Here is a 17411-nt window from a genome sequence, read left to right on the forward strand (position 1 = left end):
CACGAGCTCCATTGTTCCTTATCGGAACCGATGCGTGTGCAAGACCCGGCCGTTAACGGTCGTCGAGCATGGGAACCCAACACGACTGCACATGGTCGTCGACCATGCCGGTGGCCTGCATCAAGGCGTAGGCCGTGGTCGGGCCGACAAATTTGAGGCCCCGCCGCTTGAGTTCACGGGCCATCGCGGTGGATTCCGGAGTGACTGCGGCGACATCGGCGATTGTCAGCGGCCGGGGCCGCGGCGCAGGCGCAAAGGACCACAACAGCTCCGTCAGATCGGTGTCGAGCCCGGCGACGGCGCGCGCGTTGACGATGGTGGCTTCGATTTTCGCCCGGTTGCGGACGATGCCGACGTCGGCCATCAAACGGTCGACATCACCGTCGTCGTAGGCGGCCACCGCATCGACGGCAAACCCGTCGAAAGCCTTGCGGAAGTTTTCCCGCTTTCGCAGGATCACCAGCCAGGACAGCCCGCTCTGGAACGCTTCCAGGCTGATCCTCTCGAACAGTTCCGCAGTACCGCGGACCGGTTTTCCCCACTCCTGGTCGTGGTAGTCGCGGTACAACAGCGAGTCACCGTCGGCCCAGTCGCACCTGATCAGGCCGTCCTCAGCGGGGGTCATCGTCTTCGGCGCCCACGACCACCCGAGTATCCGCACGCAACACCGCGACCTCCGCGCGCAGGGAGTCGAGTTCCTGGCCGAGCCGGTCCAGAACCCAATCCACCTCGCTGGTCTTGTAGCCGCGCGCGGTCTGGGTGAATTTGACGGATTCGACGTCGGCGCCGGTCACTCCGGACGCGGGCAGCACCGTGGCGGTGGTGGCACGTGGCAGCGGCGGCAGTTGCTCACCGCGACCGAACAACACACTGGCCACCCCGAACAGCACCACCGAGATCAGAACCAGCACCACCAGGTACAGCAGAACCATCGTCACCCAACCGATACTGCCCCATCCGGGCGGACGGCCGGGAACCCAGCGTTGTGTGGCACGCGAGTCAGCGCACGGGACGCAGGGTGTTCATGGGCGGCCGGTCCTCCAACGACACCTTCGACAGACGTGCGGTGAAGTCGTCGCCGTCGGCGAAGAACTGCGTCAAACCGACACCGGAGTCCGGGAGCCCGCACCGCGACAACAGGGTGGCGATCACCTGACGACTCATGGCGCCCAGCTCCGTCAACGGGCGGTTGCGATGCTCCCGTACGCCCAGATTGACCTGCGCGATCGCGTCCATGCCCAACTTGTCGTAGGTGTCGACGAGCAGACCGATCTCCACCCCGTAGGCGGGGGCGAACGGCAGGGACATCAACAGCTCCCTGGTGCCGGCGTACTCACCACCCAGCGGTTGCAACACCCCGCTCAGCTCCGGACGGGTCGCGGCCAGCAGCGGGCGGGCGACAAGCTGTGTGACCCGGCCGCCGCCGTTTGCGTCCTCGCTGCCGCTGACCTTCAGCGGCCGGCGGTAGAAGCCCTTGACCAGGTGCACACCCTCGCGAGTGAGCAGCGGGCCGACCAGGTTCGGGACGAACATCGGCGACGGGTCGATCAGGTCGGAGTCGACAAAAACCACGATGTCACCGGTGGTGGCCGCCAGCGAGCGCCACAGCACCTCTCCCTTGCCGGGGTTGGTCGGGACTTCGGGCAGGGCCTGTTCCCGGCTGACGACGCGGGCGCCCGCGGCGATGGCCCGGATCTCGGTGTCGTCGGTGGAGCCGGAGTCCAGCACGATGAGTTCATCGATCAGGCCGCCGACCAGCGGGCTGATCGTGTCGATCACCGACGCGACGGTCTCTTCCTCGTTGAGGGCGGGCAGCACCACCGAGATGGTCCGGCCCTTCTTGGCGGCGATCAACTCGTCAACTGTCCAGGTCGGACGGTTCCAGCTGTTCTCGGCGAGCCAAGTTTCGGTGCGCATTCTGTTCTCGATGGCCAGGTCAGGTGTAGTCGTCATGCCAGTCCCCTCACCGTGCGCGTCGGTGGACGCACTCCTTGGATCGACGCGACCATTTCCAGTACGCGCCGAGTGGGCCCGACCTCGTGTACCCGGAACATCTGTGCACCGTCGGCTGCCGCCAGTGCGGTGGCCGCCAGTGTTCCGTCGAGGCGTTCGGTCAGACCCACTCCCAGAGTCTCCCCGACAAAATCCTTGTTGCTCAGGGCCATCAGGACCGGCCATCCGGTCTTAACAAGATCTTTTACATGCCGCAACAAACTAAGACTGTGGTGAGTGTTCTTACCAAAATCGTGGGTCGGATCGATGAGAATCCGCTCACGGGCGACGCCTTTGCTCACTGCACTTTCGGCGGCAGCGGTGACATCGGCGATGACGGCATCGACCACGCCCCGGGTGCTGGTGCCGTAGTTCACCCGGAACGGCCGGGTGCGCGGGGTGGCGCCGCCGGTGTGCGAACACACCAGGCCCGCACCGAACTCGGCCGCCACTTCCGCCAGCCCGGGGTCGGCCCCGGCCCAGGTGTCGTTGATCAGGTCGGCACCCGCCGCGCAGGCCAGCTTGGCCACCGAAGCCCGCCAGGTATCCACACTGATCAGTTGGTCGGGGAACGTCGCGCGCAGCCACTCGATGAACGGCACCACCCGTGCGATCTCTTCGTCGGCGTCCACCACCTGTCCCGGGCCGGCTTTGACCCCGCCGACGTCGATGACGTCGGCGCCTTCCTCGACCACGCGGTGCGCAGCCTGCATCGCCGCCTCGTCGGTGAACGTCGCGCCCCGGTCATAGAAGGAGTCCGGGGTGCGGTTGACAATCGCCATGATCAAGGCGCGGTCAGCGGCCACCGGGCGGCCCAGAAACGTCGCCAGCACGTCTCCAGGCTAGCCGCGAACCGCCGGGGCAGATTTCGGTGCGCACCGGGGAGCTCTGGGGCGCCGACACTCAACCAGTTGCGACGACATGCCGGTGACCGTCGCAGAGGAGTGAACCTCGCGGTCGCTGTCGGTGGCCGCTGGCACATTCCGGGCATGAAGGGCAAGGAGACGGTGTTCGTCGGCAGCCAGGCGGTGGCCCAGGGCCGACTCACGCCGTACCAGCTGCGCACCGGTTACTCGGCGATGTTTCCCAACATCTACGCCACCGACGGCTCCGTCCCGTCCCTGCGGACCCGCACCATCTGGGCGTGGCAGTGGTCACGCACCCGGGGAGTTGTGGCGGGACTGGCCGCCGCCGCCCTGCACGGCTCCGACTGGGTGGACGACGACGTACCCGTCGAGCTGATACACCGCAACACCGGTCCCCCGGCCGGCATCATCACCCGAGGTGACCGGCTCGCCGATGCCGAGATCACCCGGTCCTGCGGCATTCTGGCGACCACCACTGCGCGGACCGCATTCGACCTGGGCCGACGACTCCCGCGGGCCGAGGCACTGGGTCGTCTCGACGCGCTGAAGCGGGCGACGGCGTTCTCCGCCGAGAAGGTGGCGATGCTCGGCGACATCCATCCGGGGGCGCGCGGCCTGCGGCAATTGCGGGAGCTGTTACCGCTTGTCGACGGTGGAGCCGCCTCGCCGAAGGAGAGTTGGCTGCGGTTGGTGCTGCTCGATGACGGCTTGCCACGCCCGACGACGCAGATTGCGGTCGGGCTCGACGGCTATCTGATCGGCATCCTCGACATGGGGTGGGAGCAATACCAGGTCGCCGCCGAGTACGACGGCGATCAACACCGCACGGATCGCCGCCAGTACGTGCGCGACCAACGACGGTTACGCGATCTCGCTCGCGCCGGCTGGATCGTCGTCCGAGTCATCGCCGAGGATCGCCCCGAGGACGTCCTCAGTCGGGTACGCGCGGCGTTGCGCCGTCGCGGCTACCGCGACACTTGATCCTCTGCGACGACACGCCGAAAACCGTGGCAAAGGATTGAGCCTCGGCGCTCGCTTCGCAAGCTCAGCCCTTCGGGCGCTTCCCGGTCATCTGGGTCAGCGCCCCTTCAGGGCTTCGCAAGCTCAGCCCTTCGGGCGCTTCCCGGCCGCCACCTCGTCCGGGTACTCCGCATAGAACGGCACGTAGCCCTCGTCGCGACCGGACAACACATACAGCGGGTCCTCGATGTCCGGCCCGTAGGCTTCCTTGCGCAGATCGACCTTGCGGCTCTTGAACGTCGAGGTGTGCTCCAGTGTCGGCACCACGCGCACGAACAGCGGCACGGCGTAGCCGGGGAGTTTGTCGTAGACCGCCGACGCCAGCGCCGCCCCGTCGAACTCGGCGCCGTCACGCAGTTTCACCGCAGCCATCCCGGCCCGGCCGCCGGTGTCGGGCACCTCGACGCCGTAGACGGTGCACTCCTCGATGTCGTGGACATCCACCAACGCCCCTTCGACCTGGGTGGTGGCGACGTTCTCGCCCTTCCACCGGAAGGTGTCGCCGAGCCGGTCGGCAAATGCGGCGTGCCCCATACCCTGCGGGTTCATCACGTCACCGGTGTTGAACCACACGTCGCCGTCACGAAAAGCGTTGCGCACCAACTTCTTCTCGCTGGCCTCTTTGTCGGTGTAGCCGTCGAACGGAGACAGCTTGTTCACCGGGCTGATCAGCAGCCCCGGCTGCCCGGCAGGCACCTTTTGCACCCGGCCGGCCCCGTCGCGTTTCGGTTCACCGGAGTCGGCGTCATACTCGACGTAGGCCAGCGGCATCGGGCTGATCCCAGTGCTTCTCGGCACATTGAAGACATTGATGAATGCGGTGTTGCCCTCACTGGCAGCGTAGAACTCGGCGACCCGCTTGATGCCGAACCGTTGGGTGAACTCATCCCAGATCTCCGGCCGCAGACCATTGCCGGCGATCACCCGCACCTTGTGCGACCGGTCGGTGGGCCGCTGCGGCTGGTTGAGCAGGTATCGGCACAGCTCGCCGATGTAGACGAAGGCCGTCGCGTCGTAGCGAATGACCTCATCCCAGAACTTCGACGCCGAGAACGACCTACCGAGTGCCAGCGTGGCTCCCGAGGTGAGCACCGAGGACAGCGCCACCGTCAGCGCATTGTTGTGATAGAGCGGCAGGCAGCAGTAGAGCGTGTCGTCGCTCTTGAGCCGCAACCCCAGACCACCGAATGCCGCCAACGCCCGCAACCACCGGAAGTGGGTCATCACACTGGCTTTGGGGTGGCCGGTGGTACCGGAGGTGAAGATGTAGAACGCGGTGTCCTTGGCCAGCACTGCCGACGCCGACGCCGGGTTGACTGTCGAGGCGGTCGTCGCCAGTCGGTGCAGCTCCTCGATCGTGGTCGGTTCCGCCGCGCCGCCGGCCACGGCGCCACAGTCGACGATCGGCTCGATGAATTCTGTCTCGGCGATGAGCACCTTGGCCTTCAACAGCTCGATGCTGTGCGCCAACACCTCACCACGCTGGTGGTAGTTGAGCATGCCTGCGACGGCGCCGCACTTGACCACCGCGAGCATGGTCAGCACCGCATCCGGGGAGTTTCGCAGCATGACGCCGACGACGTCACCTCGCCCGACCCCGTGGGCCGCCAGCACCGCGGCGTACCGGTTGACGGTGGCGTTGGCCTGAGCGTAGGTCAGCGACTGATCTTGGAAGCGGATGAAGACGCGGTTTCCGTATTTCTCGGCGCGCTCCTGGAACACCTTGCCGATCGACGTCTTCGACGTCGGACGGGCCAGAAATCCCGTGGTCACCCCGCGCAGGATTTGTGGCACGTCGGCAAGTACCGCAGGTACCTGCGTGACGATGTCGGTCAGGCCGACGGCGGATCGGGAACCGTTCTGCTCGGACATGCGCGTAAGCCCCTCGTCTTCAGCTGCATCGATTCGCGGGCCAGCCTACGTGCGAGGGGAGGTCGCCCTAGTCAGCCGGGTGCGCACAGGTCGAGCGCCGCCTCCACATCGAGTGCCACCAGCAGCCGATCCATCGCCGCCGCTCCGACGTAACCGGTGTCCTTCAGGCCCGCCAGCCAGACCCGCAGCCCGTCGTAGTGCCCGTTCGGATCGAGCAGCACCACCGGTTTCTGGTGCATCCCCAGGTAGCCGGCCGTCCAGGTCTCGAAGAGCTCTTCGAGGGTGCCGATGCCGCCGGGCAGCGTGATGAACGCGTCGGCGCGGTCCTCCATGATCTGTTTGCGCTGCCGCATGGTGTCGGTGACGATCAGCTCTTCGGCGTCGATGTCGGCAAGCTCGCGATGTACCAGCGCCTTCGGGATGACGCCCACGGTCCGGCCGCCGTGTGCACGTGCGGCTTCGGCGATCGCTCCCATCGCAGAGACGTTGCCGCCGCCGGAGACCAGCGTCCAGCCGCGCTCGGCGATGGCCGCACCCAGTGCTGTGGCCAGCGCCAGCAGATCGGGATGTCTGGGTCCGGACGCGCAGTACACGCATATCGCCCAGCTGCGTTCGGGTTCACTGTCAGGCTGCACCTGCGAAACGTAGTCGGTTTCCCCGACAGCGTGCACATCACGCCCATAGAATCCGGCGGTGTCGATCACCGCCGCTGCTGAGGCGCTGCGCGCCGGCGATATGGTCCGCGCCGAGGATCTGGCCCGGGCCGCCGCCGCTCTCAGCGACGACCTCGAGTGTCGACTGGTGCTCGCGCAGGCACTGGCCTGGCAGGGTCGGGGCCGTGATGCCGAAGCGGTGCTGGCCGCCATCGACGCCGAGCGCGGCGACGAGCTCTCCGAGAGCGAGGTGATGGCCGTCGCGCTGCCGCGGGCGGCCAATCAGTTCTGGATGCTCAGCGAGCCGGAACGAGCCACCGCATATCTGCGCACCGTGCGCAACCGGGTCAGCACACCGACCGGCCGGACTGTTGACGCCCTGACAGCGACGTTCGCGATGAATGCCGGCACGCCGCTGCGCGCATTGGACATCGCCGCCGAGGTGCTCGCCGCCGCGGATGCCGACGATATGGCGGTGGCCTGGGCGGCCAGCACCTCCACGTTGTGTGCGGCCCGCACCGGCCGCCTCGATGAGGTCGACGGCTTCGCCGAGCGCGCCGTCGCTGCCCAGCATCCCGGATTGCTGCGCTACACCATCGGGCTCGGGTTGATCACCGCGTCGACGATGGCCGACGATCTCGAGGGGGCCGAGGACACCGCCCGGCGCCTGGCGGAGGCGCATGGGCAGCAGCCCGGCCGGTCGATCGCCGATGTGCTGTTGGCGGCGGTGCTGATGGCCCGGGGCGACGACAACGCAGCCGCGGAGTTGCTGATCCCGGCGGCACCCGCACTCGATCGCACCGGCTACTCGTGGGGGCCGCTGGCGCTGATGCTGCTGGCCACCGCACTGGCCCGCCGCGGGGACCTCACTGAGGCGGCAAAGGCCTTGTCACGCGCGGAATCTCGGCACGGCACCAAATCCGGCCTGTTCGCCCCGGAGCTCTGGCTGGCCCGGGCGTGGCGGTTGGCCGCCGGCAACGACTCGCTGGGTGCGATCGGGGCGGCACGCCAGGCCGCGCAGACGGCCGAACGTTCCGGACAGACCGCGGTCGCGGTGCTGGCGTGGCGGGACTCGGCGCGGCTCGGGGACACCCGGGCCGGCCGGCTGCAGCTCTAGCGGCTCAGGTAACTGCGCAGCACATCGACGGCGGCAGTGATCTGCCCGACGTGCACCCGTTCGTCGCGCCGGTGGGCGAGGTTCGGGTCACCCGGGCCGTAGTTGACGGCCGGGATGCCGAGGGCGGCAAATCGGGAGACATCGGTCCAGCCGTACTTCGCGCGCACCTGACCGCCGGCGGCTTTCACCAATGCCGCGGCGGCGGGACGACTCAGCCCGGGCAGCGCACCGGCCGCCGAGTCGGTCTGTTCGATGGTGACGTCGAGACCGTCGAACACCTGGTGCACGTGTGTCAGCGCCTGCTCGGGGCTGCGGTCCGGCGCAAAGCGAAAGTTCACCGTCACCGACGCGGCGTCGGGGATGACGTTGCCCGCCACTCCCCCGTCGATCCGCACCGCCGAAAGCCCTTCCCGGTAGACACAGCCGTCGATGTCGACACTGCGGGCCCGATACGACGAGAGCCGGCCCAGTACCTCGGACAGCTTGTGAATAGCGTTGTCCCCCAACCAGGATCGCGCCGAGTGGGCGCGGGTACCGGCCGCACTGATCACCACCCGGAGGGTGCCCTGGCAGCCGGCCTCGATGAATCCGTCGGAGGGCTCGCCCAGCACCGCGACGTCGGCATGCAGCCAATCGGGCAGCTCGCGCTCGATGCGCCCCAAACCGTTGGCCGACGATTCGATCTCTTCGCAGTCGTAGAACACCAGTGTCAGATCGTGGGCGTAGTCGGTGAGGGTCGCGGCCAGGTGCAGGAACACCGCGTCACCGGATTTCATGTCGACGGTGCCGCAGCCGTGCAGGATTTCGCCGGCGCGGCGCGAGGGCACGTTGTCGGCGGCGGGAACGGTGTCCAGGTGCCCGGCCAGCATCACCCGGGTGGGCAGGCCGCGGTTGGTGCGGGCCAGCACCGCGTTTCCGTTGCGAATGATCTCGAAGCCCGACGTCTGACCACGCAGCGCCTTCTCCACGGCGTCGGCGATGCGGCTCTCCTGCCGCGATTCGCTGGGAATGTCCACCAACGCTGCCGTCAGTGCGATGGGATCGCCGCGTAAGTCCAGCACAGTGGACCAGGTTAACTGCTCCCGGCGATCCAGTAGCCTGTAGCACCGTGACTGGAGCTTCGGGAATTGGTTTGGCGACACTGGCGGCGGACGGAACGGTCCTCGACACCTGGTTCCCGGCGCCCGAGCTCGGCACCGTGGACACCGCGGGGACAACCCGCCTCTCGGTGGCCGAAGCGCCCGCCGAGTTGGCCGCGCTGACCGGCCGCGATGAGGACCGTGACGTGGAGACGGTGCTGGTGCGCACCGCGATCACCTCGCTCGACGATGCCCCCGCCGACGCCTACGACGTCTATCTGCGGCTGCATCTGCTGTCCCATCGACTGGTGGCGCCGCATGGTCTCAATACCGGCGGCTTCTTCGGCCTCCTGACCAACGTGGTGTGGACCAACCACGGTCCGTGTGCCGTCGACGGCTTCGAGTTGGTCCGCGCCCGACTCCGCAAGCGTGGTCCGGTGACCGTTTACGGAGTCGACAAGTTCCCGCGCATGGTGGACTACGTGGTGCCGACGGGGGTGCGGATCGCCGACGCCGACCGGGTGCGTCTCGGTGCCCATCTGGCCTCGGGGTCGACGGTGATGCACGAGGGGTTTGTGAATTTCAACGCCGGCACGCTGGGTTCCTCGATGGTCGAGGGCCGCATCTCGGCGGGTGTGGTGGTCGACGACGGTTCCGATATCGGTGGCGGCGCCTCCATCATGGGCACCCTCTCCGGCGGCGGCAGCGAGGTCATCTCGGTGGGCAAGCGCTGCCTGCTGGGTGCCAACGCCGGGCTGGGCATCTCATTGGGTGACGACTGTGTGATCGAAGCCGGGCTGTACGTCACGGCGGGCACCAAAGTGACTCTGTCCGACGGCGAGTCGGTGAAGGCCCGCGAACTCTCCGGCGCCAACAACCTGTTGTTCCGGCGCAATTCGCTGACCGGTGCGGTGGAGGTCGTCACCCGCGAGGGCAAGGGCATCACGCTCAACGACGCCCTGCACGCCAACTGACACACCCCTGACACACCCTGCGCGAGCGCGCGTGGTTGTACGCCCGCGCCCGGCGCGTCGCGTACAACCACGCGAGCTCGGCAGAACTGTGGTTACTCGGCAGCGAGCACGCAGAATTCGTTGCCCTCCGGGTCGGCGAGCACCACCCAGGATTGCCGGCCCTGCCCGATGTCGACATGCCGGGCGCCGAGCCCGATGAGCCGGTCCACCTCAGCCTGCTGATCATCGGGGGTGAAGTCGAAGTGCAGCCGGTTCTTCCCGGCTTTGGCTTCGGGGACCTCCAGGAACAACCAGACCGGGCCACCGTCGGTCGGGCGCAGCAGCACGTCACCGTCATCGGTGATCTCCGAGGGCCAGCCCAGCACCTGTGACCACCACTTCCCCAGGGTGTGGATGTCAGCGGCGTCGATGCACACCTCGGTGAATCGCAGACTCATCGCATCAACTCCTTCTTGAGCACCTTGCCCATCGCATTGCGCGGCAGGGCATCGACGATCCGGACTTCCCGCGGTCGCTTGTGTGCCGAGAGTTGTTCTCCGACAAAGCTGATCAGCGCCTCCGGGGCCGCATCACCCACCACGTAGGCGACGATCCGCTGGCCGAGGTCGTCGTCGGGCACCCCCACCACCGCAACCTCCGCGACACCGGGGTACCCGAGCAGTGCGGTTTCGATCTCCCCGGCGCCGATGCGGTATCCGCCGGACTTGATCAGGTCCACCGATGCCCGTCCCACGATGCGGTGCATCCCCGCGCCGTCGATGACCGCGACGTCGCCGGTCTGATACCAGCCGTCGGCGTCGAGCACCTCAGCGGTGGCGTCGGGACGGTTCAGGTACTTGTCGAACAGCATCGGGCCACGAACATGCAAGCTGCCCAACGTTTCCCCATCGTGAGGCACTTCGGCGCCGGCGTCGTCGACCAGCCGGGTTTCCACTCCAGCCACCGGCAAGCCCACCGATCCGGGACGACGTTCCCCGTCCACCAGCGTGCTGAGGGTGATCAGTGACTCGGTACTGCCATAGCGTTCGATCGGTGCGTGTCCGGTCAGCTCTGCCAGCTGCGAGAACACCGGCACCGGCAGCGCCGCACTGCCCGAGACCAGTAGCCGGGCCGACGCCAAGGCCCGGGCGGACTCAGGGTCGGAGACCACCCGCGACCACACGGTGGGGACTCCGAAGTACAGGGTTCCGGCGGCCGCTGCGTAGAGTTCCGGCTTCGGTTTCCCGGTGTGCACAAACGCGTTCCCGATCCGCAACGACCCCAGCAGCCCGAGCACCAGCCCGTGCACGTGGAACATCGGCAACCCGTGCACCAAAACGTCATCCGGACTCCACTGCCACGCCTGCGCCAGCCCGTCGATACCGGCCGCGACAGCCCGCCGACTGGTCTGCACGCCCTTCGGCGCGCCGGTGGTGCCCGACGTGTACATGATGTACGCGGGTGCACTCGGGTGTGGTTCGGCGTAACGGTGCCAGGACCGGGCGTGCAGGCGTACCGGGATGTGGGCCAACCCGCCCGGGTCCTCCGGCAGGTCACCGAGCCAGAGCTGGGCGCCGGAATCGGTGAGCATGTGCGCCCGCTCGGCCACCCCCACATCCGGGGGAACCGGAACAAAGGGCACGCCGGCGATCAGGGCGCCGGTGACGGCCAGCACCGTTGTCATCGACGGGGTGGCCAACACCGCGACCCGTTGGGCGCCGGCCACCCGTTCGGCCACCGATGTCGCGGCGCCCAGCAGGTCGCTACGACTCAGCGTGGTTCCGTCGATGGTCACGGCATTGGGGATATCGGCACCGCCGGCAACTGCGGCGGGATTCAGGGAGGCCAGGAGCACGTGTGTGACGGTACCCGGCAATAATGGCCTCATGGATCACATCCGGCGCACCGGGTCCCGTGAGGTGTACCGGAATTCATGGATGGTGTTGCGGGAAGACGCGATTCGCCATCCCGACGGCAGTGAAGGCATCTACGGCGTGGTGGACAAGCCGACGTATGCGCTGGTGATCGCCCGTGACACCACCCCAGAGGGCGACCGGTTCTGTCTGGTGGAGCAGTTCCGATATCCACTCGGGCTGCGGCGCTGGGAGTTCCCCCAAGGCACCGCGCCAGGACTGGCCGAGCTGGAACCGGCCGAGTTGGCGGCCCGCGAACTGCGGGAGGAGACGGGGGTGCTGGCATCGTCGATGACACCGCTGGGGGTTCTCGACGTCGCACCGGGGTTGAGCAGTCAGAGGGGGTGGGTGTTCCTGGCCACCGGCGTCACCGCCGGCGACCCGGAGCGCGAGCACGAAGAGCAGGACATGCGCAGTGCCTGGTTCAGCCGCGATCAGTTCGAGACGATGATTCGCGCTGGCGAGATCACCGATGCCCAGTCGATCGCCGCGTGGACGCTGCTGCAGCTCCACGAGCGAGGCTGACTAGGGAACCGGGATCTCCACCGGTAGTTGGGCTTCGGGACCTGGGTCTCCGCCCAGCAGCCCCACGAGGCGCTCGCGCGCGCGGCCCAGATGTCGGGCCAGCAACGCCGCCGCCTTGGCGCCTTCACCGGCAGCCACCAGATCCAGCAGGCCGTCGTGTTCGTCCACGATCGTCTTGGTGTCGAGTAGATGATGGCCCTGCACCTGCGCCATGCACAGCGTGACCTCGGAGGCCAGCGTGCGATACAGCTTGCTGGTACGCATGCTGCCCAGTCCGTCGATCAGCGCGGTGTGAAACGCCATATCCGGCTTGACAACTGCAAACGCCGATCCGTCGTCGAGCACTCGGATCTCGTTGTTGGCCTCTCGGGTGCCCGGCGGCACCACCCGCAGTAGCGCAAGTTGGCGCAGCGCCTCGGATTCGATGGTGGCCCGGGTGCGATAGATGTCGCGAACGTCATCGGCCCCGAGGCGGCGGACACGGGCGGTCTTGTGGTTGCTGCGCTCCAGCAGCATGTCCGACACCAGCTTCTCGATCGCGGCTTTGGCGGTCGGGCGCGCCACTTCGTAGCGTCCCGCAACATCGGTCTCGGTCAGTGCGGTGCCGGGCAGCAGTTCGCCGGCGAGGATCGCGTCTCGCAGGCTCTCGGCGATCGCGTCGACCACCGATACCACCCGTAGTCCACTGGCCATCTGGCCAGGCTAGGCGTCATTTAACAGGCATGTCTACTCGTCAACCTTGTGTACTTGCTAGACAATTTGCCGTGAGCCATGTCACCATGGGCGGCAGTTCGTCAGCCCTGTTACCCAAAGAGGCCCGCCATGTCCCAGTTCCAACAGATCCTCGACCCTGCGGCGGGGTCGCTTGCGCTGTCCGCGCTTGTCGCCGCCGTCCCGTTGACGTCGCTGTTCGTCTTGCTCGGGGTGTTCAAGTTCCCCGCCCACCGAGCCGCCCTGATCAGTCTCGGACTGTCCATCGTCATCGCCATCGGCGTGTGGCAGATGCCGGTCGTCCAGGCCGCGTCGGCCACCGCCGAAGGCGCGGTCTATGGCCTGTTCCCCATCCTGTGGATCCTGATCAACGCCATCTGGGTGTACCGGCTGACGGTCATCACCGGCTGGTTCGAGGTGCTGGGCGAGAAGATCCGCTCCATCTCCGACGATCAGCGCATCCAAGCCATCCTGATCGCGTTCTGCTTCGGCGCCCTGATGGAATCCCTGGCGGGATTCGGCGCGCCGGTGGCTATCTCGGCCGCCATGCTGATGGCTGCCGGCATGAAGCCGATCAAAGCCGCGGTGGTGTCCCTGCTGGCCAATACCGCTCCCGTCGCATTCGGGGCGATGGCCGCCCCGATCATCACCCTGAGCTCGGTGACCGGCATCGACCTGCATGAACTGTCGCAGATGGCGGGCCGGCAGACGCCGTTCATCGCCGCCGTGGTGCCGCTGGTCCTGGTGTTCCTGGTCGACGGTATCCGCGGTGTCCGCCAGACCTGGCCGATCGCGATCCTGGCCGGCGTCACCTTCGGTTTCGCCCAGTACGTCACCTCGAACTTCATCTCGGTGGAGATCACCGACATCGTGGCCGCCGTCGTGACGGTCGCCGTGGTGCTCACCGCACTGCGCTTCTGGCAGCCGGAAACCGTGGCATTCGACAGGGATTCGGACGGCACGACCGATCCCGCTCCGCTCGGTGACAGCGGCAGCGGCAGCGGCGGGGCCACGACAACGGCACAGAAGACCGTCCCCGCCGCCAAACGTTCGGCCCTCGGCGCCGTGGCGCCCTATCTGATCATCATCGCGGTGTTCAGCCTCAGCCAGCTGCCCGGCATCAAACCGTGGCTGGCCGCCCACGGCTCGTGGACCTTCCACTGGCCCGGCCTGGACGTGGTGAACCCGGAGGGCAAGCCCGTCGGCGCCCAGATGTTCAAGCTCGACCACATCAAGGCCACCGGTACCCTGCTGCTGGTCTCCGGTCTGATCGTCACCGGTCTCTACCGGATCTCCCCGCGTGAAGCACTGCGCGCCTACCGGGACACCTTGGTACAGCTGCGCTTCACCATCATCACCGTGACCTCGGTGCTGGCTCTGGCATTTGTGATGAACCTGTCCGGCCAGACGCAGAGCCTCGGGTTTGCGCTGGCCTCCGCGGGCGGATTCTTTGCCCTGCTGTCCCCGTTGATCGGCTGGATCGGCGTCGCCATCACCGGTTCCGACACGTCGTCGAATTCGCTGTTCGGTCTGCTGCAGGCCACCGCCGCCGAACAGGCCGGACTGAGCCCGACGCTGATGGCGGCGGCCAACTCCTCGGCTGGTGTACTGGGCAAGATGCTGTCCCCACAGAACCTCGCCGTGGCCGCCGCGGCGGTCGGCATGGTCGGCAAGGAAGGCGACATCTTCCGGAGGCTGATCTGGTGGAGCCTGGGCATGCTCGCCGTCTTCACCGTGCTGATCTATCTGCAGTCCACCGAAGTCCTGGGTTGGATGGTGCCCTAGATGTCAGCCCTGCTGGACGCCCTGATCGCCGCCACCGGCAACCCCGACCGAGTGACGAGCCGGGCACTGGACCGCCACGCCTACGCCCACGACGCATCACACTTCCTGCTCACCCCTGACGTGGTGGTCACCGCACGCGACGCCGCCGAGGTGGGCCGGTTGTTTGCGGTCAGCGCCCGCCACGGAGTGCCGTTGACCCTGCGATCCGGTGGAACAAGCCTGTCCGGACAAGGTGTCACCGACGGCATCCTGGTCGACGTCCGCAAGGAGTTCGGCCGGATCGATGTGCTGGACAACGGCCTGCGGGTACGTACCCAACCGGGAGTGACACTGCGCCGGCTCAATGCGGCCCTGGCGCCGTACCGGCGCAAGATCGGCCCCGACCCCGCCAGTGAGGGTGCCTGCACCATCGGCGGAGTGGTGGCCAACAATTCCAGCGGAATGGCCTGCGGCACAGTCGAGAACACCTACCAAACGCTGGACTCCCTGGTGGTCGTCCTGCCGTCGGGCACCGTGATCGACACCGGCGCCCCAGATGCAGACCAGCAGCTACGGCATCGGGAGCCGCAACTCGTCGACGGGTTGTCGGCGCTGCGCGACCGGGTGCGCGCCAATACCGCATCGGTCGCCAAGATCCGGCAACAGTTCGCCATGAAGAACACCATGGGCTACGGGATCAACGCGCTGCTCGACCACGACTCCCCCAGCCAGATACTGGCCCACCTGATCGTGGGCAGCGAGGGCACCCTGGGATTTGTAGCCGAGGTGACGCTGCGCACCGTACCGGTTCGCGCCCATACCAGTTCGGCCCTACTACTTTTCGACGACCTCGTCTCGGCCAACTCGGCGTTGCCGGCGCTGGTGGCCACCGGGGCCGCCACTCTGGAACTCCTCGACGCCCGGTCACTGCGGGTGGGCCAGGGCCTACCGGACGCACCGGCCGAGATCGCGACGCTGGAGGTGACGGGTCAGGCCGCGCTGCTGCTGGAATACCAATCCACCGATGCCGGCGAGCTGGCCGAATTGACCGCCGCTGCGCAGACCACACTGAAAGACCTTGCACTGCAACGGCCTGCAGTGCTGACCTCCGACACCCGCAGCCGGGCCCGGCTGTGGAAACTCCGCAAGGGGCTGTACGCCTCCGTCGCCGGAGCACGCGCTTCCGGCACCACGGCACTGCTGGAAGACGTGGTGGTACCGGTCGAGTCGCTGGCAGCCACCTGCGCGGGGCTGGGCGAGTTGTTCGACCGGTTCCGCTACGCCGAGTCGGTGATCTTCGGCCATGCCAAGGACGGCAACGTACATTTCCTGATCACCGACCGCTTCGCCGGTGACGAAGCCCTGTCCAGGTACGCGGAATTCACCGAGGAGATGGTGGATCTGGTGTTGGGACACGGCGGCTCTCTCAAGGCCGAGCACGGGACCGGCAGGGTGATGGCACCGTTTGTGCGCCGCCAGTACGGCGACGAGTTGTTCGACGTGATGGTCGCGATCAAGCGGTTGTTCGACCCCACCGGGATGCTGAACCCCGGTGTCCTGCTCGACGATGATCCCCGAGCCCATCTGCGCCACATCAAGGTGACCCCCACCGTCGAGGAGGAGGTCGACCGCTGTGTCGAGTGCGGCTACTGCGAACCGGTGTGCCCGAGCCGCGATCTGACGCTCACCCCGCGTCAGCGGATCGTGGTGCGGCGGGCCATCGCTGACGCCGAGGCGGCCGGCGATACGGATCTGGTCACCGAACTCGAAGGCAGTTACGAGTATTCGGGGGTCCAGACCTGTGCGGTCGACGGAATGTGCGCAACGGTCTGCCCGGTCCTGATCAACACCGGGGACCTGGTGCGGCGGCTGCGCCGGGAGCAGGTGGCACCGGTGGCCGACCGGGGCTGGGCCACCGCCGCACGGCACTGGAAGGCGAGCACCCGCGGCGCTTCCGCAGCCTTGACCATCGCGAAGGTGCTGCCGGCCGCGGTGCCGGGCGGTGCCAGCAAGGCGGCCCGCGCGGTCGTCGGTGCCGATCAGGTACCCGAGTGGTCGGCGGACCTGCCTCGCGGCGGTCGCTCCCGAAAGCGGGCGGCACCGTCGACCGAACCCGATGCGGTGTACTTGCCGGCCTGCGTCAACACCATGTTCGGCGCCGACGGCGAGGGCGTTCAGTCGGCTTTCGAGAAGCTGTGCGCCACAGCGGGTATCACCCTGCTGGTTCCTCGCGATATCGACTCGCTGTGCTGTGGGACACCATGGTCGTCGAAGGGGATGTCCGCTGGTTACACGGTGATGCAGCACCGCACCGTCGCAGCGGTGCTCTCGGCCACCCGAGGGGGCGCAGTTCCGTTGGTCTGCGACGCATCCAGTTGCACCGAGGGCCTGATCAAGATGCTGCACGACACGGCACCACAGGTCACCGTGGTCGATGCCGTCCAGTTCACCGCCGACCGCGTGGTAGCCGGCCTGGCCGAGCACCCCCGGCTGGCGTCGCTGGCCGTGCATCCCACGTGCTCGTCGACCCAACTCGGCATCAACGACGCCCTGCTGGCACTCTCCCAGGAAGTCGCCGAGGACGTGTTGGTGCCCCAGGATTGGGGATGCTGCGCGTTCGCCGGGGATCGCGGGATGCTGCATCCGGAGCTGACCGCCTCCGCCACCACCCGCGAGGCGGCCGAGGTGCGCTCACACGACGCCGCGGCGCACGCCTCATGCAACCGCACCTGCGAGATGGGGATGACCAGGGCCACCGGCAGGTCCTACCGCCATGTGCTGGAGCTACTGGCCGATCTGGTCGGCGAACCGGCGCGCACGCCCCGCGACGGCAACATGACAGATACCGTCCTGCATCGACTCCATAACGACTGACGCTGCCGTCGATGTGGGAACCGATCTGATCGGATAGCGCAGCTAACGTGGTGTTTCCAGTAGAGGGAACAT

The 17411-nt window shown here is 67.4% G+C and carries 15 protein-coding genes and 1 pseudogene; 6 read left to right on the forward strand and 10 right to left on the reverse strand.

The window, feature by feature from the left end; translation table 11 throughout:
* Positions 1-52: 52 nt before the first annotated feature.
* The 4 genes from WBB07_RS28550 to folP all read right to left on the reverse strand — a co-directional run bounded on the left by WBB07_RS28550 (position 53) and on the right by folP (position 2774).
* Positions 53-625: a DNA-3-methyladenine glycosylase I gene (locus WBB07_RS28550; protein ID WP_526312963.1), complete on the reverse strand. Its 573-nt coding sequence runs from the start codon at positions 623-625 to the stop codon at positions 53-55.
* Positions 612-938, reverse strand: coding sequence for a DivIVA domain-containing protein (locus WBB07_RS28555; RefSeq protein WP_526312965.1), 327 nt, complete (start codon positions 936-938; stop codon positions 612-614). Before WBB07_RS28555 ends, WBB07_RS28550 begins: the two co-directional genes overlap by 14 nt.
* A 61-nt stretch (positions 939-999) precedes the next feature.
* Positions 1000-1953 (reverse strand): glucosyl-3-phosphoglycerate synthase, encoded by a 954-nt coding sequence (locus WBB07_RS28560; protein WP_526312967.1) that lies wholly within the window; start codon positions 1951-1953, stop codon positions 1000-1002.
* Positions 1950-2774: a dihydropteroate synthase gene (folP, locus tag WBB07_RS28565; protein ID WP_526313053.1), complete on the reverse strand. Its 825-nt coding sequence runs from the start codon at positions 2772-2774 to the stop codon at positions 1950-1952. Before folP ends, WBB07_RS28560 begins: the two co-directional genes overlap by 4 nt.
* A gap of 207 nt (positions 2775-2981) precedes the next feature.
* Between folP and WBB07_RS28570 the strand changes: the two genes are divergently transcribed.
* On the forward strand, positions 2982-3839 hold the full coding sequence (locus WBB07_RS28570; protein WP_526313055.1) for an endonuclease domain-containing protein: 858 nt from the start codon (positions 2982-2984) through the stop codon (positions 3837-3839).
* A gap of 123 nt (positions 3840-3962) precedes the next feature.
* Here WBB07_RS28570 and fadD6 read toward each other — a convergent pair whose 3' ends face one another.
* Positions 3963-5750: a long-chain-acyl-CoA synthetase FadD6 gene (gene fadD6 / locus WBB07_RS28575; protein ID WP_526312969.1), complete on the reverse strand. Its 1788-nt coding sequence runs from the start codon at positions 5748-5750 to the stop codon at positions 3963-3965.
* A gap of 71 nt (positions 5751-5821) precedes the next feature.
* Positions 5822-6385 carry a cytokinin riboside 5'-monophosphate phosphoribohydrolase gene (gene log, locus WBB07_RS28580; RefSeq protein ID WP_526313057.1) on the reverse strand — a complete coding sequence of 188 codons (564 nt, stop codon included), beginning with the start codon at positions 6383-6385 and terminating at the stop codon, positions 5822-5824.
* Positions 6386-6449: 64 nt separating this feature from the next.
* Between log and WBB07_RS28585 the strand changes: the two are divergent.
* Positions 6450-7502: pseudogene (locus WBB07_RS28585) on the forward strand (AAA family ATPase); the annotation flags it as partial.
* A 14-nt stretch (positions 7503-7516) separates the two neighbouring features.
* On the opposite strand, the gene dapE reads toward WBB07_RS28585, so the two are convergent.
* Positions 7517-8581, reverse strand: a complete 1065-nt coding sequence (gene dapE / locus WBB07_RS28590) for a succinyl-diaminopimelate desuccinylase (protein ID WP_526312971.1) — start codon at positions 8579-8581, stop codon at positions 7517-7519.
* 47 nt (positions 8582-8628) lie between these two features.
* Here dapE and dapD point away from each other — a divergent pair, with 47 nt between their 5' ends.
* Positions 8629-9573, forward strand: a complete 945-nt coding sequence (gene dapD / locus WBB07_RS28595) for a 2,3,4,5-tetrahydropyridine-2,6-dicarboxylate N-succinyltransferase (protein WP_526312973.1) — start codon at positions 8629-8631, stop codon at positions 9571-9573.
* Positions 9574-9665: 92 nt separating this feature from the next.
* On the opposite strand, the gene WBB07_RS28600 is transcribed toward dapD, so the two are convergent.
* Together WBB07_RS28600 and WBB07_RS28605 are read right to left on the reverse strand one after the other, a co-directional pair.
* A complete protein-coding gene (locus tag WBB07_RS28600; RefSeq protein WP_526312975.1) occupies positions 9666-10010 on the reverse strand; it encodes a VOC family protein in 345 nt (114 codons plus the stop codon).
* On the reverse strand, positions 10007-11407 hold the full coding sequence (locus WBB07_RS28605) for an AMP-binding protein (RefSeq protein WP_526312977.1): 1401 nt from the start codon (positions 11405-11407) through the stop codon (positions 10007-10009). Before WBB07_RS28605 ends, WBB07_RS28600 begins: the two co-directional genes overlap by 4 nt.
* Positions 11408-11438: 31 nt before the next feature.
* Between WBB07_RS28605 and WBB07_RS28610 the strand changes: the two genes are divergently transcribed.
* A complete protein-coding gene (locus WBB07_RS28610; protein WP_526312979.1) occupies positions 11439-11990 on the forward strand; it encodes an NUDIX domain-containing protein in 552 nt (183 codons plus the stop codon).
* On the opposite strand, the gene WBB07_RS28615 is transcribed toward WBB07_RS28610, so the two are convergent.
* On the reverse strand, positions 11991-12683 hold the full coding sequence (locus WBB07_RS28615; protein WP_526312981.1) for a GntR family transcriptional regulator: 693 nt from the start codon (positions 12681-12683) through the stop codon (positions 11991-11993).
* A gap of 129 nt (positions 12684-12812) precedes the next feature.
* Between WBB07_RS28615 and WBB07_RS28620 the strand changes: the two genes are divergently transcribed.
* The gene (locus WBB07_RS28620; protein WP_526312983.1) at positions 12813-14486 is read left to right on the forward strand and encodes an L-lactate permease; all 1674 of its coding nucleotides are present in this window, start codon (positions 12813-12815) and stop codon (positions 14484-14486) included.
* Entirely contained in the window at positions 14487-17339 is a 2853-nt protein-coding gene (locus WBB07_RS28625) for an FAD-binding and (Fe-S)-binding domain-containing protein (protein WP_526312985.1), read from the forward strand. It abuts the gene before it with no gap.
* Positions 17340-17411: the final 72 nt, after the last annotated feature.

Source organism: Mycobacterium sp., assembly GCF_049647605.1.
Lineage (GTDB): Bacteria > Actinomycetota > Actinomycetes > Mycobacteriales > Mycobacteriaceae > Mycobacterium.